Annotated in this window: 15 protein-coding genes; 7 read left to right on the forward strand and 8 right to left on the reverse strand. The window is 63.5% G+C overall.

Going from position 1 to position 21,832, the window contains the following annotated elements; translation table 11 throughout:
- Positions 1–467 precede the first annotated feature (467 nt).
- The 5 genes from IFO71_RS16270 to grxD all read right to left on the reverse strand — a co-directional run bounded on the left by IFO71_RS16270 (position 468) and on the right by grxD (position 7,544).
- Entirely contained in the window at positions 468–3,758 is a 3,291-nt protein-coding gene (locus IFO71_RS16270) for a TonB-dependent receptor (protein ID WP_192030720.1), read from the reverse strand.
- Positions 3,759–4,008: 250 nt separating this feature from the next.
- On the reverse strand, positions 4,009–5,718 hold the full coding sequence (olsF, locus tag IFO71_RS16275; RefSeq protein WP_192030721.1) for a bifunctional ornithine lipid synthase OlsF: 1,710 nt from the start codon (positions 5,716–5,718) through the stop codon (positions 4,009–4,011).
- Between the two features lie 144 nt (positions 5,719–5,862).
- Positions 5,863–6,453: a YhgN family NAAT transporter gene (locus tag IFO71_RS16280; RefSeq protein ID WP_192030722.1), complete on the reverse strand. Its 591-nt coding sequence runs from the start codon at positions 6,451–6,453 to the stop codon at positions 5,863–5,865.
- A 6-nt stretch (positions 6,454–6,459) separates the two neighbouring features.
- A complete protein-coding gene (locus tag IFO71_RS16285) occupies positions 6,460–7,224 on the reverse strand; it encodes an SDR family NAD(P)-dependent oxidoreductase (RefSeq protein ID WP_332309392.1) in 765 nt (254 codons plus the stop codon).
- Complete coding sequence (gene grxD, locus IFO71_RS16290; RefSeq protein ID WP_192030723.1) at positions 7,221–7,544, reverse strand: Grx4 family monothiol glutaredoxin; 324 nt, start codon at positions 7,542–7,544, stop codon at positions 7,221–7,223. Before grxD ends, IFO71_RS16285 begins: the two co-directional genes overlap by 4 nt.
- A 239-nt stretch (positions 7,545–7,783) precedes the next feature.
- Between grxD and sodB the strand changes: the two genes are divergently transcribed.
- Positions 7,784–8,362 (forward strand): superoxide dismutase [Fe], encoded by a 579-nt coding sequence (gene sodB / locus IFO71_RS16295; RefSeq protein WP_192030724.1) that lies wholly within the window; start codon positions 7,784–7,786, stop codon positions 8,360–8,362.
- 437 nt (positions 8,363–8,799) lie between these two features.
- Here sodB and IFO71_RS16300 read toward each other — a convergent pair whose 3' ends face one another.
- Together IFO71_RS16300 and purE are read right to left on the reverse strand one after the other, a co-directional pair.
- On the reverse strand, positions 8,800–9,942 hold the full coding sequence (locus IFO71_RS16300; RefSeq protein ID WP_192030725.1) for a 5-(carboxyamino)imidazole ribonucleotide synthase: 1,143 nt from the start codon (positions 9,940–9,942) through the stop codon (positions 8,800–8,802).
- Complete coding sequence (gene purE, locus IFO71_RS16305; RefSeq protein ID WP_192030726.1) at positions 9,939–10,445, reverse strand: 5-(carboxyamino)imidazole ribonucleotide mutase; 507 nt, start codon at positions 10,443–10,445, stop codon at positions 9,939–9,941. Before purE ends, IFO71_RS16300 begins: the two co-directional genes overlap by 4 nt.
- Before the next feature lie 330 nt (positions 10,446–10,775).
- Here purE and IFO71_RS16310 point away from each other — a divergent pair, with 330 nt between their 5' ends.
- Both IFO71_RS16310 and nadC read left to right on the forward strand, forming a co-directional pair.
- Positions 10,776–11,042 carry a Trm112 family protein gene (locus IFO71_RS16310; protein ID WP_192030739.1) on the forward strand — a complete coding sequence of 89 codons (267 nt, stop codon included), beginning with the start codon at positions 10,776–10,778 and terminating at the stop codon, positions 11,040–11,042.
- A gap of 6 nt (positions 11,043–11,048) precedes the next feature.
- Positions 11,049–11,915 (forward strand): carboxylating nicotinate-nucleotide diphosphorylase, encoded by an 867-nt coding sequence (gene nadC, locus IFO71_RS16315; protein ID WP_425502905.1) that lies wholly within the window; start codon positions 11,049–11,051, stop codon positions 11,913–11,915.
- Between the two features lie 151 nt (positions 11,916–12,066).
- On the opposite strand, the gene IFO71_RS16320 is transcribed toward nadC, so the two are convergent.
- On the reverse strand, positions 12,067–12,771 hold the full coding sequence (locus IFO71_RS16320; protein ID WP_192030728.1) for an SDR family NAD(P)-dependent oxidoreductase: 705 nt from the start codon (positions 12,769–12,771) through the stop codon (positions 12,067–12,069).
- A gap of 763 nt (positions 12,772–13,534) precedes the next feature.
- On the opposite strand from IFO71_RS16320, the gene IFO71_RS16325 reads away from it, so the two are divergent.
- From IFO71_RS16325 to malQ, 4 genes are read left to right on the forward strand one after another with little or no spacing between them, the layout of a single operon-like run.
- Positions 13,535–16,012 carry a glycogen/starch/alpha-glucan phosphorylase gene (locus tag IFO71_RS16325; protein WP_192030729.1) on the forward strand — a complete coding sequence of 826 codons (2,478 nt, stop codon included), beginning with the start codon at positions 13,535–13,537 and terminating at the stop codon, positions 16,010–16,012.
- Between the two features lie 7 nt (positions 16,013–16,019).
- Positions 16,020–18,200: a 1,4-alpha-glucan branching protein GlgB gene (gene glgB, locus IFO71_RS16330; protein ID WP_192030730.1), complete on the forward strand. Its 2,181-nt coding sequence runs from the start codon at positions 16,020–16,022 to the stop codon at positions 18,198–18,200.
- Positions 18,197–20,308: a glycogen debranching protein GlgX gene (gene glgX / locus IFO71_RS16335; RefSeq protein WP_192030731.1), complete on the forward strand. Its 2,112-nt coding sequence runs from the start codon at positions 18,197–18,199 to the stop codon at positions 20,306–20,308. Before glgB ends, glgX begins: the two co-directional genes overlap by 4 nt.
- Positions 20,305–21,825, forward strand: a complete 1,521-nt coding sequence (gene malQ, locus IFO71_RS16340; RefSeq protein ID WP_192030732.1) for a 4-alpha-glucanotransferase — start codon at positions 20,305–20,307, stop codon at positions 21,823–21,825. Before glgX ends, malQ begins: the two co-directional genes overlap by 4 nt.
- The last annotated feature ends 7 nt before the right edge of the window (positions 21,826–21,832 follow it).

The raw sequence follows: 21,832 nt of genomic DNA on the forward strand, positions 1-21,832 counted from the left end.
GCTACGCGGGACTGCGTCCCGATCTCGCCCAAGTGGGCCCACCACTTGGGCTCGTCGCGCCTTGCACTCGACGCAAAGTCCTCGGTGATCATCCGCGCCCCCTCATGAAATATCCGGGTTAGCTACTTGCTTCGTCGAAGCACTCTTCGGCAGGCTCAGGGAGCACCAAAGGAGCCTGGGCCACGCCGCTAACTTCACTCTCGCTGAGCCGGTAGAAGCGGCTCTCGGCGAAACTCTTGGTTCGCTGCGCGACCGGGCAGCCATTGAAGGAGAAATTTCATCTCCGCGGGCCATGGGCATTGGCCGTCATCAATGGACGCAACTTCCGGCATGCAACACGCCTAGCCCGGATATCCGGGCAAACAGGAACATGCGTGGATGCGGAGCATGCTGGAGCAGGATCGAAGGCCGCAAACGCAAACGGCCGGCGAAAGCCGGCCGTTTGCTTGACACATCAGGCAACCCTATCAGAAGCGATATCGGAAGCCGATTTGCAGCGACCACTGCGAGATGCCGTTGGTCTGGCCGTCGGAATCGGTCGGAATACCCAGCGCGCTACGCTGACCGAACTCGGTACCGCTGCGGTAGTTGTAGACATAACGGCCACTGGTGCGGTCGATACCGACCAGGCTCGCCACCGACTGGCTGCCGAAGAAGCCGTAGTCGAGCACGTGTCCCCAATCTTCATTGATCAGGTTGCCGACGTTCTGAATGTCGAGCCAGATTTCAGACTTGTGGCCTTCCATGAAGCCCGGCAGTTCCTGGCTGAAACGCAGATCGAAGGTGTTCACCCAACCAGCACGGAAACCGTTCTCCGGCGCGTAAGTGCCGGCGTACTGGCTCAAGTGCTCCTGGGTGGCCAACCAGTTGAAGAAGTCCTGCTCGGCCTGCGGGTTCGGTGTGAAGACACCCGAACTGTTGATCGAGCCGAACAGCACATCGCCCGGGCCGGCCGGCACGTAGAACAGATCGTTGAAGGTACGACCGTCGCCATTGGCATCGCCGGTGAAGATGTAGCTGAACGGACGACCGCTGCGACCTTCGTAGAACAGGCCAACACGGGTCTGGTAGTCGCCGAAGAAGGCGTGCTTCCAGTTCACGGCGCCGGAGAACCGATGTTTGATCTCGTAACGCGCGGTGCTGGTGACTTCTTCATTGACGTTGAAGCCGTACTGCGAACCGTAGCCGGAGCCAGCGGTCGAGCTGGTCAGGGCGCCCACTTCGTTGGCATCGGTATAGGTGTAGCCCAGGCTCCAGGCCCAATCGCTGTCGGCCGAGAACGGCTTGGACATCGACAGGGTCATCTGCTGACCTTCACCCTTGTTGGTGTTTTCCAGCAGGTAGACATCACCGAAGAAGCTGTTGCGGCCGAAGCGGTTGTTCGACGAGGACAGGAAGTTCGCTGCCGACGGGTTCCAGTACAGGGTGCGACCGTCCGGACCGGCGAAACCAGCACCGGTGTTGAGGGTGCGGTAGAACAGACCATTCTCGACGCTGGTCAGCAGCACTTCGGCCGATGCCACGATGCCATACCACGGCAGTTCATGGTCGAAAGCAAGATTGGCTTTCCACACCGACGGCAACTCGAAGTCGTCAGAGATCAAGTTCACGTTGCGGGTGGCACTGCCGGTCAGCTGGCCCAGCAGATCGACCGGCTGGTTCAAGCCGTCCGGGCTGAACGGAATGCCGCTGGTGTCAAAGCGAAGGTTGGTATAGGAGACCGAGTTGAAGCCGGTCGAGTTGTAGGCATTGCCCACCCACACTGAGGGCGCGCCGCCCTGGAACAGGCCCACACCACCGCGCAGCTGGGTCGGACGCTCCCAGTCAAAGGTGTAGTTAAAGCCGAAGCGCGGCTGGACGATGAAGTCGCCGGGGAAAGTATTGGTGTTGTTGAGACCAAAACCGCCGTTCGGACAATCGGCCGGGCCGGTGCCATTCGGAACACGCGGCGAGGCGAAGCATGGGTTGAAGCGCGGATCCGGGCTGGTGTCCGGACGATCGGCGCGCAAGCCGAGGGTCAGCGACAGGTTCGGCGAGACGTACCAGGTGTCCTGAATGAACAGGCCCAGGTTGGTGCTGTCGTACACAGCCGGAATCGAACCCGGGGCCGCTTCGACCTGGATGTCATAGTCGAAGTAGTTGCCGGCCAGGAAGTTGTCGATACCTTCGAAGCTGTAGTTGCCGTAGAAATCCTGCAGGAAGAAATTGAAGATTTCGTTGTCCTGGTATTCGGCACCAAACTTGATGTCGTGATCGCCAACGATCCAGGTCGCCGAACCGAAGTAGTCATAGGTCTCGGTCAGCAGGGTGTTGCCCATCGAGCTGCGCTCGGTACCGAGGCGAATGAAATCGCTGGCGGTCGGCTGGTTGTTCGGGTTGCCGTCGTCGAAATAGATCTGGATGGCCGGCGCCGTGGTCGGGTTGACGCGAACCGCGCTGTAATCGCGGTAGGAGGCCTTGAACTCGGTCGAGAAAGTGTCCGTCCAGTCGCTGAACACCTGGCCGACATAGCTTTCCACCGATTTCTGGTGGTCGTACCAGTTCGAGCTCAGCGCCAGGATGCTGGCGCCAGAGCCTTCCGGGCGCACGCGCGTCTGGTCGAGCTGGCTGTAGCGCAGGCTGGCGCGGTGGTAGTCGTTGATGTTCCAGTCGATCTTGACCGCTTTCTCTTCCAGTTCGGTGTCACCGTCACCGCTGGTGCCACCCGGGTCGAAGCCATACACATCGCGCGCGATGCGCTGCACTTCGGCCAGATCGTCGGCATCGAAATCGCCGTCGGCGCGCAGCAGCGGGGTGGTGCTCAAGTCCGGGCTCGGCTTGCCGCGCTTGAACTTTTCGTAGTTCAGGAAGAAGAACAACCGATCCTGGATCAGCGGGCCGCCAAAGGTGGCGCCGTAGGTGTTCTCTTCGCTGAACTCGGAGAACGGCTGGCCATTGATCGGGTTGTCGCCAAACCAGTCGCCATCACGGTAGTAGTCGTAGACCGAGCCGTGGAATTCGTTGGTGCCCGATTTGGTGACCGCGTTGACATTGGCGCCTGAGGCACCGGAAATCGACACGTCATAGCTCGACAGGTTGATGTCGATCGCTTCGATCGCTTCCATCGACACCGGCTGGCGCTGGGTCGGCATGTTGTTGCCTTCCAGACCAAAGGTATCGCTGGCCGAGACGCCGTCGATGGTGATCTTGTTGAAGCGCGGATTCTGACCGCCGGCCGAAATGCTGCCCGAGGCGCGATCAGTGAAGGCCACGCGCGGGTCGAGGCGCATGTAGTCCTGAATGTTGCCGCCTATCGACGGCAGGCTGTTGATGGTCTGCTGGTCGACGCTGGTGCCCGAACCCATCTTGGCCGGGGTAAACAGGGCCGACGCGGTGGCCACGACTTCAACCACGTCCAGCGACTGGGTGGCGGGCTCGAGGAACACGCTGACATTGCCGGTCTGAGCCAGCTGCAGGAAGACATTCTCAGAGGACTTCGACTGGAAGCCGTCCTTGATCACCAGCACCGAGTACGGGCCGCCGACACGCAGACCACGGGCCGAGTAACGGCCATTCTCGTCGGTAGTGGCACGAGTGATGGTGCCCGACTGGGTATGAGTGATGATGACTTCGGCGTTCGGCAGCGGAGCGCCGTCATTGCCGACCACCACACCGCCAAGCGCAGACGAGGTCTGCTGGGCAAACGCCGGGGCGGCGGCCAGCGCAATCGCCAGGCCAAGGGCCAGACGGGAGCGCGGGAGCAGGTTAGATTTGCTCATACAAATGCTTCCTTGAGAGTGAATCAATCGTTTGTGAATCGATTTTTGCTGTTGAGCCGGGGCGGCCGTCGTGGCGGCCCGTGGGGTCGGCATCCAGCCGAAAGGCTGTGTCGAAGCACCGGCGAAGCGATGATCCGCAACAGCTCTGGATTCCAGTTTCCCGCCCCAAAACCCCTGAGACGAGTTAACCGAAGGTTAACATGCTAGGAGGCGGATGTGACAGTCATATGTCAGGCGGGAAACCAATTCTTTATCCGATGTAGCGCGCCCGTTTGGCCGGCTTGAGCTGGGCCAGATCGAGCCGGATCAGGCCATCGATGCAGTGGCCGAACGAGGGATCCAGGCTAAAATCTGCGAAAACAACACCTGCGGGCGCACAAAGCTCGACATATTGCTTGTAAAGCACAGGAAAAGGCAGGTCCAGGCGCTGCAGCTCGCGGCGCAGCCAGTGCAGGCCCTCCTGCGGCGGCAGGCCGGTCAGTGCGACCCGGCAGCTCGATTCGATCTCGGTGTCGAGGCGCACCGGGTTGCGTGCCCGGGCAAAACTGCCGCGGTTGAAATAGTGCAGATGGGTAGCCATCAGCCGCTGTCGTGCCGCCTCCGGCATCTTGGCCGACAGGCTGACCGGGCCGAACAGATAGCGCACCTCGGGGTGCCTGGCGAGATAGGCGCCGATACCCTGCCAGAGGTAGTCAAGGCTACGTGTTCCCCAATAGCGCGGATGGACGAAACTACGCCCCAGCTCGACCGCTTCGGCCAGGAACTCCGTCTTGTTCGGATCAAAGTCGAACAGCGACGTCGAATAGAAGCCGGCCAATCCGCGCTCGTGCAGAATTCGACTGCCCTGCCCCAGACGGTAGCCGCCGACGATTTCCAGGCTACGGTCGTTCCACAACACGATATGCCGGTAGTGGCCGTCATAGGCATCGATGTCGCGGCTAAGGCCGGTACCCTCGCCGACGCGGCGGAAGGCCAATTCACGCAATCGGCCAATTTCGCGCATCAGTACGTTGGCCGGCTGTTCGGGCAACAGCACGATGCGCTTGCCGTCCGAGGTCTGCCCCAGCACCTCGCCCGCCTCGATGGCATCACGCACGGCCAAAGGAGCTTCCGGATGGGCGATGCTGTGCCCGGTGGTGAACAGCGGCGGTTTGCGCCGAGCCAATCGGTAGACGTGCTTGCGCATCGCGGTGGCGATGCGGCCCTCGTCGGCGCCGTGTTCGCTTAGCGTTTCGGCGGCCACCGGTGCACCGACAGTCAAGGTAATGCGTTGATGGCTCTGAGCCAGCAGTTCACGCGGCAGCATCAAGGTGCCGAGCGGTTTGGACAGCATCGACCAGCTGTAGAACGCGGCCGAGTTATGCGCGGCGATATGCACCGGCAACACCGGTGCCCCGGTCTTGCGGGCGAAACGAGCGAAGCCGCTGGCCCAGCGCCCATCGCGGATGCCGGCCGGGCCCATGCGACTGACCTCGCCGGCCGGAAACAGAATCACGACCTGCTCGGCCTCCAGGGCGCGATACACCGAACGCAGGCCGGCGCCGCCAGGCCGGTCACCGAACACCTCGCAATCGAGCAACAGGTCGCCCAGTCCGTCCAAGGCACGCAGTACCCGGTTGCCGATGATCTTGATGTCGCTGCGTACTGATCCAACCAGATCGATCAGGGCCAGGGCATCGAGGGCACCGAGTGGGTGATTGGCGACGATGACACAGCGGCCTTCGGTGGGAACGTTGAGCCGATCCGTAGGCGCCACCCGATAGCTGAAGTCCAGTCGCTCCATGCTTTGTCGAACGAAATCGAGACCGCGCACCCCGGCCAGCGCCGTCACCTCGGCATTGATCCGTTCCTCGCAGACGATCTTGCGCAACAACTCGACCACCGGCCGACCAATCATCCGCCCGCGGGCGCTGGAGAGGCGGGGGAATTGTCGATAGAAACTGGTCTCGACGCTGAGCATGGGCGGCATCCGGGCTGATCGGCGCCGAGCCTAGAGAGCGCATGCGTCAGTCAGGTGACAGGCAGACTGCAGAATTCTTTCCGCGGATAGCACCTAGGGTGCGCTTCAGCGCACCGCCGCGTCGACTTCTCTCGTTCGCGCCACCTACGCCGACTGCAGGTATTTGGCGATACCGTCGAGAAACATCTGCACCGACAGCGCGACCAGCAACATGCCCATCAGCCGCTCCACCGCGATCAGCACCCGCGGGCCCAGCCAGCGGTACAGCGCGGTGGCGCTGAACAGGATGATGGCAGTGGCGCCCCAGGCAATCAGTAGGGCGATACTGAGATCGCGCCAGCCGCCACTGATGGTGCTGCTCATCAGCATCACCGCGGCGATACCGCTGGGGCCGGCAACGCAGGGGATGGCCAGCGGTACGATGAAGGGCTCGCCATCGGGCGTATCGCCAAACATTGGCTCGCGGCCCGGAAAGATCATCTTCAGGCCGATCAGGAACAGGATGATGCCGCCAGCGATCGAGATCGATTCCTGCCGCAGATGCATGAAGGCCAGCAGGTCCTGGCCAAAGAACAGGAACAGAAACAACACCGCCAGCGCAATCAGCAGCTCACGGGCCACCACCCAGGTTCGACGTTCCGGCGCCACCGTGCGCAGCTGACTCAGGAACACCGGAATATTGCCCAGCGGATCGAGAATCAGAAACAGCAAAATGGCGGCCGAAACGATGGTCATGGCCGATCAGATGCGCAGATCATGCAATGCGCCGCTGACAAACGGCGCGGCGCCGGCCACGGCGGCCAAGATGGCCGGCACGTAGTCGGATGCCGGCGGCCACTGCGCGGGATCCTCAGCGAAGTAGGCACGCGCCCGCAGTGGCGTGCGCATCGGCCCGGGGCACAGCCCGATCACCCGAACCGCCGTGCTCTCCAATTCGTCACCCAGCACTCGTACCCAGGCCCGACGTGCCGCATTGGCCATGGCATAGCCGCCCCAATAGGCCTTCTCCACCCGCGCTGGGTCATCCAGCAGGCAGACCACCGAAGCCGAGTCGGCCGCCGACAGCAGGGACAGGCAGGCCTGGGTCAGCAGTGCCGGTGCGGTGGCGTTGACGTGCATGGCGCGCAACAGGTCTTCCGGCGGAATCGAGCCGAACGCCACCAGGCCCTTGAACTCGGCCTGACACAGCACAATGCCATCCAGCCGACCGAGTTCGCGCCCGATGGTCTCGGCCAGGGCCTCGTAGTCGGCCGGCCCAGCCCCTTCCATATCCAGCGGATACAGCGCCGGCGTGGGCCCTTCGGCTTTGACGATGGCGTCGTAGACACGGTTGAGCTTGGGCACGCGGCGCCCCAGCAGCACCACGGTGGCACCGGCCTTGGCAGCACCCAGGGCCGTCGCCTGCCCCAGGGCACCGTGGGCACCGGCCACCAGGATGACCTTGCCCTGTAGCTGCAGCGGCGATTCGCTGAGATCGGCCACCTTCACGCAGGTGGCCTGACTCACTCGGCGCCCCGCTGGATTTCCTCCACCATCGCCTTCAGCTGGCCCTGCTCGAACAGTTCGACAGTGATATCGCAGCCGCCGATCAATTCACCATTGATGAACAGCTGCGGAAACGTCGGCCAATTCGAGTAACGCGGCAGCTGGGCCCGCACTTCCGGATCCGCCAGCACGTTCACCGAGTGGAACTGGGCGTTACAGGCTTTCAGCACTTCAGCCGCACGGCTGGAAAATCCGCACATCGGGAACTGTGGGGTGCCTTTCATGAACAACACAATCGGGTGTTCAGACACCAGCGTCTGAATTCGATCTTGAACCGACATCGACATGACCTTCTGGACTATGAATACGACCGCGACCGTCGCGTTTGCTGCTCAAGCACCGCGCCGGCTGCACAAATTGTTACCATTCTCCCACAAGCCAGGAGCCTGGGCGCTAGAAACATTCGCCGGTAACGCATTGTTCGAGGCGTTTCCACTGCCCAGGCCCCAAGGCTGACCCGGCTACCCGACCAGGTACCGGTCTGCCGCTCCACCCGCCAATTCCCCAAAGGAACCCCGCCATGGCCATTGAACTGCCCGCCCTTCCCTACGCTCGCGACGCTCTGGCTCCGCATATCTCAGCCGAGACCATCGACTTTCACTACGGCAAGCATCACCAGACTTATGTCACCAACCTCAACAACCTGATCAAGGGCACCGAGCACGAGAACAGCGATCTGGAAACGATCGTGAAGAATTCTTCCGGCGGCCTGTTCAACAATGCCGCCCAGGTGTGGAACCACACCTTCTATTGGAACTGCCTGAAGCCCAACGGCGGCGGCGAGCCCAGCGGCAAGCTGGCCGACGCCATCAACAAGGCGTTCGGCTCCTTCGCCCAGTTCAAGGACGAGTTCAGCAAGACCGCCGTCACCACCTTCGGCTCCGGCTGGGCCTGGCTGGTGCAGCGCCCGGACGGCTCCCTGGCCCTGGTCTCCACCTCCAACGCCGCCACCCCGCTGACCGGCGCCGACAAACCGCTGCTGACCTGCGATGTATGGGAACACGCTTACTACGTTGACTACCGCAATGCCCGACCGAAATACGTCGAAGCATTCTGGAACCTGGTCAACTGGGATTTCGTTGCCGAGCAGATGGCCTAAAGTCCATCGGCAAGGCGGTGGGCCGCCGGCTTGTAGCAAGCCGCTCAAGCGGCCCACCGCACCAAGAAGGCGGAACACTGAGTTATAGGGTGCGCAGTTGCCGAGGTCGTAGGGCGGGTCTCGACCCGCCGAAGGAACACACGACACCGCCCAGCCCACCAAACCGCCCACAACACAACGTTTACGCAAGCCGCAGACAGAGGCGACAACATAGCGGCGGGTCGGAGACCCGCCCTACGATTGGCGATTCAACGCGCGGTAAGGTTGGCGTTCTAATCGGCCGTACGCGCGGCACATTTCTGCTACAAGCGATGGGCGTCGTTTCGGCTGGCTTCGACAAGCTCAGCCAGCGCTTCGCTCAGCCAATCTGAACTTGCAAGTCCGCCCTGACCGTCGACTGGAGGGCGCTCGCCCGCAGCCGAATCCAGCCCCACGCGTCAGCCCAGCGCGGCCAATACTGGCGCAACCTGGGCCTCTCGCCCCAAGCGGCGACCGGCTTCTTCCAGCTGACGCCGCAGCGCCGCCATCGAGTCACCCACGCAGGTTGCGTGTCCTACCTTGCGCCCCTCGCGCGGGGATTTGCCGTAGTCGTGCCAGTGCAGGCCGGCGATGCTGAGGGCGCCTCGGGCGTCGGGCAGTTCGCCGACCCAGTTGAGCATGCAGCTAAGTCCGCGTGCGTCGGTGCTGCCGAGAGGCAGGCCGAGCACGGCGCGCAGGTGATTCTCGAACTGGCTGCACTCGGCGCCTTCGATGGTCCAGTGGCCGGAGTTGTGCACGCGCGGTGCCATCTCGTTGGCTAGTAGTTCGCCATCGCGTTCGAACAGCTCCAGCGCAAACACTCCGACGTACTGCAGCGCATCGGCTACCGACTTGGCGTGCTGCAAGGCTGTGGCGCTGAGTGCCTCACTGCAGTTGGCCGGGGCCAGGCTGGCCGACAGGATGCCGTGGTGATGCCAGTTCTGGGTGATCGGCCAGGCGCGGAATTCGCCGTCACGACCGCGTACCGCCACCACCGAGAGTTCGCGCTGAAAGGCGACAAAGCCCTCCAGAATCAGGCCGACGGTTTCCGCCTGCCCGCCCAGCGCTGCCCAGGCGGCGTCGGCGTCGGCCTCGCTTTTCAGCCGGAACTGGCCCTTGCCGTCGTAACCCAGACGCCGAGTCTTGAGAATGCAGGGCGTGCCGATATCGCACAGCGCCCGCTCAAGATCGGCGCGTGACAGTACGGCAGAAAACCGTGGGGTGGCGATGCCGAGTTCGTTGAACAGGGTCTTCTCGGCCAGCCGATCCTGCGCCACCGCCAACGCGCGCGGGCTGGGAAACACTGGCCGCTGCGAGGCCAACCACTGCCCACTTTCGGCCGGCACGTTTTCGAAATCGAAGGTCACCACATCGACTTTCGACGCGAACTCGGCCAGTGCATGTTGATCGGTGTAGTCGGCCTGCAGCAGCGGCACGAACTGCGCAGCGCAGGCATCGGCCACGGTATCCATCACCAGAAAACGCAGGCCCAGTGGCGCGCCTGACAGCGCCAGCATGCGCGCCAGCTGGCCGCCGCCGAGAATTCCGACCGTCGTACTCATGACTGCCGCGGGTCGCTGCCGGCCAGCACATCGGCCGTCTGCTTGGCGCGAAAGGCGTCCAGGCGCTGTGCCAGTTCGGCGTCGTGGTTGGCCAGCATGGCCGCCGCATACAGCGCGGCGTTGGCGGCTCCGGCAGTGCCAATGGCAAAGGTAGCCACCGGCACGCCGGCCGGCATCTGCACGATCGACAACAGGGAATCGAGGCCGGAGAGGGCCTTCGACTGCACCGGCACGCCCAGCACCGGCACCCGCGTCTTCGCCGCCAGCATGCCCGGCAGATGCGCCGCGCCACCGGCGCCGGCGATGATCGCCTGAAAACCACGCTCCGCGGCCTGGGCCGCGAACTCGAACAGGAGATCCGGTGTCCGATGCGCCGAAACGACCTGCACATGGCAGGCAATTTCCAGGGCTTCCAGTCGTTCCACCGCGTGACGCATGGTCTCCCAGTCCGATCGGGATCCCATCACCACGGCCACTTTGGCGGCATTCTGCGTTGCGGACATGCGTCGTCCTTGGCGGGCAAACGCCTATTGTAGGCCCTTCACGCCCGGGCGCCGCAATGCCATCGGCAACCGCGTTGGCCGGTGCCCTTGGCCGGACTCAGCCCGCGACAGGACTTGCGGCTTGGTGCCTGAAGTACTCACTCCGAGCTGGTCAACGGGAGCCAGCTTGCCTGCTTGGTTCAGGCTGGCTTCGACGAGCTCAGCCAGCGAGAGCGGCTACGACGCTGCCCCGATCACACACGAATGGCCATCCTCAGCAGTCGACGCCTCCGGCCGCGACACCGATAATGCGCCCATCGCGCATCACCCATCACCGGAACTGCCATGACCATCGACAAACGCCTGCTGGACATCCTCTGCTGCCCGGACACCAAGCAGCCGGTCAGATTGATGAACTCGGCTCAGCTGGAGGCGCTGAACGCGGCGCAACGACAACAAGGCGTGAAACTGGCCGATGGCAGCGCGCTGGAAGCCCCCCTGAAAGCCGGACTGATCACCGCCGATGGCAAGACCGTGTACCGGATCGAGGACGATATTCCGGTAATGCTGGTTGATCAGGCCATCGCCACCCAGCAGATTGCCTCGTTCCCTAGCTGATTGACTATCGTGAGCGAGCACGAATTCGCTGCCGCCGACCCGGCCGCGGTGGCAGGCAATGTGGCAGCGGCATTGGCCGAAGACCTTGGCAGTGGCGACGTATCGGCGGCCCTGGTGCCCGATCACCCGGCCCGCGCCCGCATCATCACCCGCGAGCCGATGCTGCTGTGTGGACGGCCCTGGGCCGAGGCCTGCTTTCGCCAACTCGATCCGAACAGCCAGCTGCACTGGCAGGCCGATGACGGCGAGCGTCTCGAGTCCGGCGCCACCCTGGTCGAGATCAGCGGTCAGGCACGCGCTCTGCTCAGCGGCGAACGCAGCGCGCTCAATTTCCTACAACTGCTGTCGGCGACCGCAAGCGAAACCGCTCGTTATGTGGCGGCACTGGCGGGCACGCCAACGCGTGTGCTGGATACGCGCAAGACCCTGCCCGGTCTGCGTCTGGCGCAGAAATACGCTGTCCGCTGTGGCGGCGGCGTCAACCATCGGATCGGCCTGTTCGATGCGGTGATGCTGAAGGAAAACCATATCGCTGCCGCCGGCTCCATTGCGGCAGCGATGGAGCGGGCCAAACAGCAATTCCCCACCCTGCCGCTAATCGTCGAGGTGGAATCGATGGACGAATTGCGCCAGGTGATCGCTGCCGGCGGCTGCACTCGGGTGTTGATCGACGAGTTCAGCCTGAGCGACATGCAGGCTGCCGTCGAACTCTGTCGACCGATCGGCCTGCCGTTGGAAGTCTCCGGCGGTGTCAGCTTCGACCGACTGGCCGAGATTGGCGCCACCGGTGTTGACTTCGTGTCGATCGGCAGCCTGACCAAGCATGTGCGGGCGATCGATCTGTCGATGCGCTTTATTGCTCCAGTGAGATAACGATTTGACTCGCCAGAGCAAGTGCAGCCCATCGATGGGCTGCTCGCGAGCGGCGCTAACTAACCCAGCTATTTCATGAGGGGGCGCGGATGATCACCGAGGACTTTGCGCCAAAAGCAAGGCCCACTTGGACGCCCAACGACTACCCGGCTCAGAATTCGAACTGCAGCGCCGGGTGCACGCTGACCTCGTCAACCACCAGGTTGTCCGGCTGCTCGATGACCGACATGACCAGGGCCGCCAGCTGCTCTGGTTTGAGGAAGATCTGCGGGTCGCGTTCGCCGTGCTCATCGGAGCCACCAAAGCCGGTATCGATAATGCCCGGATTGACAAGACTCACCCGCAGGCCCTGATCCTTGTACTCACGCAGCAAGGAGTGCGAAAAGCCGAGCAGGCCATGCTTGCTGGCGACATAGGGCGCCATCTTGGCCAAGGGCCGGCGACCCAGGTCTGAACCGATATTGACGATATGGCCAGCGCCACGCTGCAACATGCCTGGCAAGGCGGCATGGCAGATCTGCATCGGTGCCAGTAGGTTGATTTGCAGCAGATCGGCCAACTCCTGCTCGCTGTGTTCGAGGAATGGCTTGTACCAGCCGATGCCGGCGTTGTTGATCAGACCATGCAGCCCGATCTGAATCGCTTCGCATCGTGCCAGCCCCTGGCGCAGGCCCTCGCGATCGGCCAGATCCAGCGGCAAGGGCACAATCTGACCTGACTCGCGCTCGCTGGCCAAGGCACGTAAAGCATCGGCGTCGCGCGCCAGGGCATGGACTCGTCGTTCAGGCCCAGCCAGCGCCAGGCAAAGGGCGCGTCCCAGCCCGCGGCTGGCACCGGTAATCAACCAGTTCTGCATGATGGTCTCCTACAGCCCCTACCCAGGAACCTCGCTAATGCGAGGCCCCTGGGCAGGCAAAGATCGGCTCCCTAACCCCACCCCGGCCCTCCCCGAACATCGGGGAGGGAGTTTCGGGGCACCAGCCGACGCGCGAAAATCAGTGCGCATCGATCTACCCAGGAACCTCGCTATGCGAGGCCCATGGGCAGGCAAAGATCGGCTCCCTAACCCCACCCCGGCCCTCCCCGAACATCGGGGAGGGAGTTCCGGGGCACCAGCCGACGCGCGAAAATCAGTGCGCATCGATCTACCCAGGAACCTCGCTATGCGAGGCCCCTGGGCAGGCAAAGATCGGCTCCCTAACCCCACCCCGGCCCTCCCCGAACATCGGGGAGGGAGTTCCGGGGCACCAGCCGACGCGCAAAAATCAGTGCGCATCGATCTACCCAGGAACCTCGCTATGCGAGGCCCCTGGGCAGGCAAAGATCGGCTCCCTAACCCCACCCCGGCCCTCCCCGAACATCGGGGAGGGAGTTTCGGGGCACCAGCCGACGCGCGTTGTCAGTGCGCATCGATCTCTCCCCGTCGAAGTAGGGAGCGCATAACGTTTCGTTGCACGAGTGACATCAAACCCCGCAGCAGGCGCGGGATTCCAGGTTTTCCGCCATGAATACGTTTGCAGTCGTGCTCGCCCCCAAGCCTAGCCGATTAAGCTGCCGATATCCCATCCGCCAGCGTGCGGGGACCGGTCATTCATTGACCGCCACTGGTCGGAGTCGGCATGTCTTTAGCAAAGCGTTCCACCACAAAACAATCCGCCAAGCGCGAGTTCCTGCTGATGCTCGATCGCCAGCTGGCGCAGTCGTCACATGGCGACCCGGCGCGCGCCGCCCTGCACGGCGCCGCCCTGGCCTGTCGCGAGCTCTTGAGTCAGCGCTGGGCCAGAACCCAGGCCGAGGATGCCGCGCGCGGCCGCGACGCACGCTGTCGTCGAGTGCACTACCTGTCGATGGAGTTCTTGATGGGGCGCGCGCTGCGCAATGCCTTGGCCGCCCTGGATCTGACCGACACCCTGCGGCAGTGGCTGGCCGACCATCGGCTCGATCTGGCCACGGTGATCGAGGCCGAGCCGGACGCCGCACTGGGCAACGGCGGTCTCGGCCGACTGGCGGCCTGCTTTCTCGACTCCTTTGCCGAGCTCGGGCTACCCTCGTTCGGCTACGGCATTCGCTACCGATTCGGCATGTTCGCCCAGGCGATTCAGGACGGCCGACAAGTGGAGCGCGCCGATGACTGGATGCGCGATGGCACACCCTGGGATATCCAACGCCCCGCGCTCAGCTTTCGCATCGGCTTCGGCGGAACGGTAGGCGAAGATGGCCAGGGCGGACGCCACTGGCAACCGGCCGAGGTAGTGCTGGCCAGCGGCCATGATTTTGTGGTGCCGGCGGTCAGCAGCGAGCGCGTGTCTACCCTTCGCCAGTGGCAGGCCAGCGCGGCACGGCCGATCGATTTTGCCCGCTTCGCCCAGGGCGAGTATCTGGCGGCCGGCCAGCATCTGCTGGAAGCCGACGCGCTCAACTGGGTGTTGTATCCGGACGACAGCACTGAGGCCGGTCGCGAACTGAGGCTGAAGCAGGAAGCGTTCCTGGTCTGCGCCTCGCTGGCCGATCTGCTGGCCCGACACCTGGACGAACACGGCGAGATCGAATCGCTGGCCCACTACAACGCCATCCATCTGAATGACACCCACCCGGCCCTGGCACCGGCCGAGCTGATGCGCCTGCTGCTCGATCAGCACGGGCTGAGTTGGGACGCCGCCTGGCAGATCACTCGGCAAGCGATCAGCTATACCAATCACACCTTGATGCCCGAAGCGCTGGAAACCTGGCCGCTGCGAATGTTCGAGCGGCTGCTGCCGCGGCATCTGGAAATCATCTTCGAAATCAATCATCGCCATCTCGAAGCGGTGCGCGCGCGCTTTCCTGGCGACACCGGCCTGATCGAACGCTGCTCCTTGATCGATGAACGCGGCGAACGGCGGGTGCGGATGGCAGCGCTGGCGATCGTCGCCTCGCAGCGAGTCAATGGCGTGGCCGAACTGCACTCCAAGCTGATGGTCGATACCATCTTCGCCGATTTTGCCCGACTCTTTCCGCAGCGTTTCATCAATGTCACCAATGGCGTCACGCCGCGCCGCTGGGTCATGCAGTGCAATCCCGAGCTGGCGAAACTGCTGGATCAGGAAGTCGGTAGCGGCTGGCGCCGCGATGCCAGGCAGCTGCGCCCACTGGCCGCGCGTGCCGAGCGCGGCTCGCTGCAGCACGCACTCGCCGGCATCAAGCGCACCAACAAGCAGCGCCTCGCTGCGGACATCGAAGCACAACTGGGCATCAGCATCGACCCAGACTCGATGTTCGATGTGCACGTCAAGCGCATCCACGAGTACAAGCGGCAACTGCTGAACCTGCTGCACGTGGTGGCACGCTACCAGAGCATGTTGGCCCACCCCGAAGGTGCCGACGGCAAGGGCTGGGTAGCGCGAACCGTGATCATCGCCGGCAAGGCTGCATCGGCCTATCACACGGCCAAACAGATCGTGCAGTTGACGCACGACATCGGCCGGAGGATCAACGCCGACGCCCGCCTGAACGGCCGGCTGAAGCTGGTGTTTCTGCCCAACTATGGGGTCAGTCTGGCTGAACGCATCATTCCCGCGACTGATCTGTCCGAGCAGATCTCCACCGCCGGCACCGAGGCCTCGGGCACCGGCAACATGAAGTTCGCCTTCAATGGCGCGCTGACCATCGGTACCTGGGACGGCGCCAATATCGAGATGGCCGAGGCGATGGGGGTGGAGAACATGTTCGTGTTCGGCCTGCGTGCCGAACAGGTCATTGAACTGAAGCAGCTGGGCTACGACCCGCGCAGCGTGGTGGCCAACAACGCTCAGCTGCGTGCCGTGCTGGACGCGATCAGCCGCGGCGACTTCAGCCCCGGCGAGCCGCAACGCTATCGAGGCTTGATCGACGGCCTGTTGCAGAATGATCGCTATCTGCTGCTGGCCGATTTCGCTGACTATGTTCAGGCCCAGCAGCGCGCCGATCAGCTGTTCCGTGATCCGAACGCCTGGCAGGCCCAGGCAGCGCGCACGATTGCCGGCATGGGTCGCTTCTCCACCGATCGTACCGTCGCCGAGTACGTCGACTCGGTGTGGTCGGTGCAGCGCGCCGCAGGGTCGAGCACGCTGAGCGACTGAGCTGACGATGAGCCTGCCCGCGCTGCATGTCGATGCCTTGATCAATGCCGAACATGGCGATCCCTTCGCCGTGCTCGGCATGCACCAGGCCGCTGACGGCGCCCTCTGGGTTCGCGCCTTGTTGCCCGGCTCACGTGCGGTCGACTTGGTCGATGCCATCAGCGACAAGCGGATCTGCGGCTTAGCGCTACGTCACCCCGATGGCCTGTACGAGGCGCGCATTCCACGCCGCCGCAAGCGCTTCGACTATCGCTTTGCGGTGCGTTGGAACAGCGGCGCGGAAGATGTGTACGCCGATGCGTTCGCTTTCGGTCCGCAGATCGATGCGGCAGAACTGATCCTGCTTCGCGAGGGTCGCCATCCGCAACCCGGAGCAGTGCTGGGTGCACACCCGACTGAAGTCGCCGGAGTGCAGGGCGTGCGCTTTGCATTGTGGGCACCGAATGCCTCACGGGCCAGCGTGGTGGGGGATTTCAACCAGTGGGACGGCCGCCGGCATCCGATGCGTCTGCGACACGAAGCCGGCGTATGGGAAACCTTTGTTCCCGATGTGGGGCTTGGCGCGCTGTACAAGTTCGAACTGCTGGATCGCCACGGCAAACTGCTGCCGCTGAAGGCCGATCCATACGCGCGGGCCAGCGAGTTGCGGCCGGATACCGCCAGCCGGGTCGCTGGCTGGCCCGACCCGAGGTCGCTGCCGGAAGATCGAGCAAGTCGCAATCGCCGCGATGCGCCGATCAGCATTTATGAAGTGCATGCGCCCAGCTGGCGCCAGGGCGACGGACTGTTCCCCACCTGGGACGAGCTGGCCGAATCGCTCCCGGCCTATGTCGCCTCGCTCGGCTTCACCCATATCGAGCTGATGCCCATCAGTGAATACCCATTCGACGGTTCCTGGGGCTATCAGACATTGGGCCTGTACTCAGCCTCGGCGCGCTTTGGTGAAACGACAGGTTTTGAGCGCTTGGTCAGCGCCTGCCATCAGCACGGACTTGGTTTGCTGCTCGACTGGGTGCCGGCGCACTTTCCCAATGACGCCCACGGCCTGGCGCAATTCGATGGCAGCCATCTGTATGAGTACGCCGATCCGCGCGAGGGCTTCCACCGCGACTGGAACACCCTGATCTACAACTTCGCTCGCACCGAGGTACGCAGTTTTCTCTGCGGCAGTGCCCTGTACTGGCTGCAGCAACAGGGCGTTGATGGTCTGCGTGTGGATGCCGTGGCCTCAATGCTGTATCGCGACTATTCCAGGCCGGCCGGCGAGTGGCTGCCCAATCGACACGGCGGGCGGGAAAATCTGGAAGCGATTTCCCTGTTGCGCGAAATCAATGAACGCGTCGGCGCGGAGTGCCCGGGCGCCATCACCATCGCCGAAGAATCCACCGCCTTTCCTGGCGTCTCCGCACCGACCAGCAGCGGCGGCCTCGGCTTCCACTACAAATGGAATATGGGCTGGATGAACGACACCCTGCGCTACATGCAGGAAGATCCGGTGCATCGGCGCTGGCATCACGACAAGCTGAGCTTTGGTCTGGTCTACGCCTTCAGCGAAAACTTCATCCTGCCGATCTCGCACGATGAGGTGGTGCACGGCAAGGGCTCGATGCTGGGCAAGATGCCCGGCGATGACTGGCAGCGCTTTGCCAATCTGCGCGCCTACTATGGCTTCATGTGGGGCCATCCGGGCAAGAAGCTGTTGTTCATGGGGCAGGAGTTCGCCCAGCCCAACGAATGGAGCCACCAGGACTATCTACCCTGGCAGCTGCTGGACGACCCTCGACATGCCGGGGTGCAGGCGCTGATTCGCGATCTTAACCAGCTGTATCAGCAGGAGCCTGCCCTGCATCAGCTCGACTGCGAGGCCGCCGGATTTCGCTGGCTGGTCGGCGACGATGCCGAGCAGTCGGTGCTGGCCTGGCTGCGCCATGATGGCGAGGGACGCCATGCCATGGTGATCTGCAACTTCACACCGGTGCCACGTCACGGCTACCGCCTTGGTCTGCCAGCGGAGTGTGCTTCGGCCTGGCGCGAAGTACTGAACACCGACTCGCACCACTATGGCGGCAGCGATCTGGGCAACGGCAGCCAGCCGCGCGTGCGCGAAGCGCTGGCCGCGCACGGCCAGTCAACATCAATCACGGTGGACCTGCCGCCACTCGCCACCCTGTTCCTGCTGCCGGCATGACTTGCAGCCTGCCACACACGCTGATACCGGGGCGCCCACTTCCGCTGGGCCCCAGTCTGCGCGATGGCGGACTCAATTTTGCCGTGTTCTCCGAACACGCCGAACGAATCGAACTATGCCTGTTCGATAGCGGCGGCGCCCGCGAATTGCGCCGCTTGCCGATGCACGGCCCCGATGACGGCGTGTTTCATGGCTTCCTGTCCGAAGCCGGCGCCGGGCTGGTCTACGGCTATCGGGCGCATGGCGAGTATCGCCCCGAAGCCGGGCTGCGCTTCAACGCCAACAAGCTGCTGCTCGACCCCTATGCTCGCGATATCGTCGGCCGCTTTCGGCACAGCGATGAGCACCATGGCTTTGAGCTTGGACACCCGCAAGGCGCGCGCTCATTCGATACGCGAAACAACGCGCTAAGTGCGCTTAAGGCACGCGTGACCGACGCCCTGCCCAGCGCACCGGGCCTGGCCAATCGACCCCGACACCCGGTAGATCGGCTGTTGATCTACGAACTGCACGCCAAGGGCTTCAGCCAGCAGTGGGCCGCCATCGATCCAGCGCTGCGCGGGCGTTTCGCTGCGCTGGCCGAGCCTGCCGCGATCGAACACTTCCAGCGTCTTGGTGTCACCACGCTGTGCGTACTGCCCCTGCAATGGTCACTGAGCGAAGCCGCGCTCAGCCAACGTCAGCTGAGCAACTACTGGGGATACAACACGCTGGGTTTCTTTGCTCTCGACCCGCGCTTCTTTGCCCGCGGCAGCACAGCCGAAGCGCAACGCGAGGAATTCCGTCAGACCATCTATCGACTGCACCAGGCCGGCATCGAAGTGGTACTGGATGTGGTGTTCAACCACAGCGCCGAGGGCGATGAGTTCGGCCCCACTCTCAGTTTCCGCGGGCTGGACAACCCAAGCTGGTATCGACTGCTGGGCGACGACCCCAGTCGCTATGAAAACCACAGCGGCTGCGGCAACACCTTGCGCATCGAACATCCTCAGGTCACCCAATTCGTGCTCGACTGCCTGCGTTACTGGGTCGAGCAGATGGGCGTCGATGGCTTTCGTTTCGATCTGGCAACCGCGCTGGGCCGCACCTCGCACGGCTTCGACCCGCGCGCCGCGTTCTTCACTGCGCTCAGGCAGGATCCCTTGCTCGCCGATGTGCACCTGATTGCCGAACCCTGGGACGGCGGCCATGACGGCTATCAGGTCGGCCGTTTTCCCGGTCGCTTTCTTGACTGGAACGACAAGTACCGCGATGCCATGCGTGGCTATTGGCTGGGACGCCCGGTCAGCCGCGGCGAATTTGCCCGCCGCTTTGCCGGCTCCTCGGATCTGTTTCACCACGGGCATCGCCGCCCCACTGCCAGCGTCAACTTCATAGCCGTGCACGATGGTTTCACCCTCAACGACCTGTTGAGCTATGCCGGCAAACACAATCAGGCCAATGGCGAGCACAATCGCGACGGTCACCACCACGAGATCAGTCACAACTTCGGCGTCGAAGGCAACAGCGATGATGCCCTGATCCGCAGCCGACGCCGTCACTGCCAGCGCGCCCTGCTCGCCAGTCTGATGCTGTCACAGGGCACACCCATGCTGCTGGCCGGCGACGAGTTCGGCAACAGTCAGGGCGGTAACAACAATGCCTACTGCCAGGACAACCCGACCGGATGGCTGGACTGGCCAAGCGCCGACCCCGAACTGATCGCCTGGCTGGCCGAGCTCAGCGCCTTGCGCCGAACCGAACCTTTGCTGCGCCATCCGTATTGGTTCGAAAGCGATCACCCGGCACAGCATCAGGCGCAAGCCCGCCTGCGCTGGCTGTCTCCGCAGGGCACTGCCATGCAGGTCAGTGACTGGCATGACCGCGACCAGCGCGCCCTGGCCTGCCAGTTGATTGCCGCCGATCAGGCATCGCCGCACTTGCTACTGCTGTTCAATCCGACTGAACAGGCCGTTTCGTTCAAGCTCGGCCCGCTCATTTGGCAGCTTCTGCTCGACAGCAGCCATACTGCAAAGCCCGGCACGCTTGCCCAGGGCAGTCTGCTGGCCGCCCCTTGTTCCGTGCTGGTACTACGCGCCAGTACGTCCCACCTCGAGACCGAACCATGATCGATCTCCACCAGCGCGCCGCCGGCGTTCTGCTGCATATCACCTCCCTGCCCGGACCACACGGGATTGGCGATTTCGGCCCGGATGCCTATCGCTTTGCCGACTGGCTGCAGCGTGCCGGGCAACGCATCTGGCAATGGCTGCCGACCAATCCGATTGGCCCGGGCAATTCGCCCTACCAGAGTGTGTCGGCGTTTGCCGGCAGCCCATTGATGGTGGCGCTGGAACCCCTGGTAGAGGCGGGGTGGTTGGCCTCACCCGATGCGCAAGCCGCCGGCTTTGACCATGGGCGGGTCGATTTTGCCAAGGTCGTGCCATGGCGACTGGCTCACCTGCGACGAGCCGCCGCCGGCTTCTTCGCCAAGGCCGAACAATCCGAGCGGGCAAACTTTGCCCACTGGTGCCAGGCCCAGGCGCACTGGCTGGACGACTACAGCCTGTTCATGGCGCTGGAAACCGCGCATGAGGGCCAACCCTGGTGGAACTGGCAGCCGTCACTGCGCGACCGCGATGCCCGCGCGCTGGCCCAGGCGCACCAGCAGCACGCCGACGAGGTGCGCTTCTGGGCCTTTGTGCAATGGTGCTACGACACCCAGCTGAGTGAACTGAAGTGTTATGCAAATCAGCGTGATATCGCCATCATGGGCGATCTGCCGATTTTCATCGCCCACCACAGCGCCGACTGTTGGGCGCGGCCTGACCTCTACTTCCTCGATGATGCAGCACAGCCGACCGTGGTGGCCGGCTGCCCGCCGGATGCCATGGCGCCGACCGGACAGCGTTGGGGCAACCCGCTGTATCGCTGGGATCGAATGGCCGCTGAAGACTACGCCTGGTGGGCCGCCCGACTCGACCGTGCCCTGCATCAGGCTGATGTGTTTCGCATCGACCATTTCCGCGGCTTCGCCGGCTACTACGAGATTCCCGCCAGTTGCCCCACGGCAGAAGAAGGCCAATGGGTACCGGGACCCGGGCGCGCCCTGTTCGATGCCATCAATCGCCGCCTGGGCCCGCTGCCAATCGTCGCTGAGGATCTCGGCCTGATCACCCCCGACGTGGTGGAACTCCGTGATGGGCTGGCGTATCCCGGCATGAAGATTCTGCAGTTCGGCTTCGGCACCGACGGCACCGATGAATTCCTGCCGCACAACTGGAGCAGACATTTCGTCGCCTACACGGGTACCCACGACAACGATACGATACGCGGCTGGTGGGACAGCGCATCGGCACGTGAACGCGCTTTTGCCGGCAGTTATCTCCCCGCTGGCGCTGCCGATATCCACTGGGCGATGATTCGCGCCTGTTGCAATTCGGTGGCCAATCTGGCGATTTTCCCGCTGCAGGATGTGCTGGGACTGCCCAGCAGTCATCGAATGAACACCCCGGGCACGATGAACGATATCAACTGGGCCTGGCGTTTTCGGTGGGAGATGCTTCAGGAGGAGCACGCCCGCGTGCTCGGCCTGATCGCCGCCGCCAGCGGCCGCGCGCCCCTGCCGCTGCTCGGCTTGCCGTAATCAGCCA

This window comes from Pseudomarimonas arenosa (assembly GCF_014841215.1).
Classification (GTDB): domain Bacteria; phylum Pseudomonadota; class Gammaproteobacteria; order Xanthomonadales; family Xanthomonadaceae; genus Pseudomarimonas; species Pseudomarimonas arenosa.

Excerpts from the sequence above, each read along its gene's own strand:
- grxD (WP_192030723.1), bottom strand. The coding sequence starts at position 7,544 with ATGTCGGTTCAAGATCGAATTCAGACGCTGGTGTCTGAACACCCGATT.
- sodB (WP_192030724.1), top strand. The coding sequence starts at position 7,784 with ATGGCCATTGAACTGCCCGCCCTTCCCTACGCTCGCGACGCTCTGGCT.
- IFO71_RS16320 (WP_192030728.1), bottom strand. The coding sequence starts at position 12,771 with ATGCAGAACTGGTTGATTACCGGTGCCAGCCGCGGGCTGGGACGCGCC.
- IFO71_RS16280 (WP_192030722.1), bottom strand. The coding sequence starts at position 6,453 with ATGACCATCGTTTCGGCCGCCATTTTGCTGTTTCTGATTCTCGATCCG.
- olsF (WP_192030721.1), bottom strand. The coding sequence starts at position 5,718 with ATGCTCAGCGTCGAGACCAGTTTCTATCGACAATTCCCCCGCCTCTCC.
- glgB (WP_192030730.1), top strand. The coding sequence starts at position 16,020 with ATGAGCCTGCCCGCGCTGCATGTCGATGCCTTGATCAATGCCGAACAT.
- IFO71_RS16270 (WP_192030720.1), bottom strand. The coding sequence starts at position 3,758 with ATGAGCAAATCTAACCTGCTCCCGCGCTCCCGTCTGGCCCTTGGCCTG.
- purE (WP_192030726.1), bottom strand. The coding sequence starts at position 10,445 with ATGTCCGCAACGCAGAATGCCGCCAAAGTGGCCGTGGTGATGGGATCC.
- IFO71_RS16325 (WP_192030729.1), top strand. The coding sequence starts at position 13,535 with ATGTCTTTAGCAAAGCGTTCCACCACAAAACAATCCGCCAAGCGCGAG.
- malQ (WP_192030732.1), top strand. The coding sequence starts at position 20,305 with ATGATCGATCTCCACCAGCGCGCCGCCGGCGTTCTGCTGCATATCACC.
- IFO71_RS16300 (WP_192030725.1), bottom strand. The coding sequence starts at position 9,942 with ATGAGTACGACGGTCGGAATTCTCGGCGGCGGCCAGCTGGCGCGCATG.
- glgX (WP_192030731.1), top strand. The coding sequence starts at position 18,197 with ATGACTTGCAGCCTGCCACACACGCTGATACCGGGGCGCCCACTTCCG.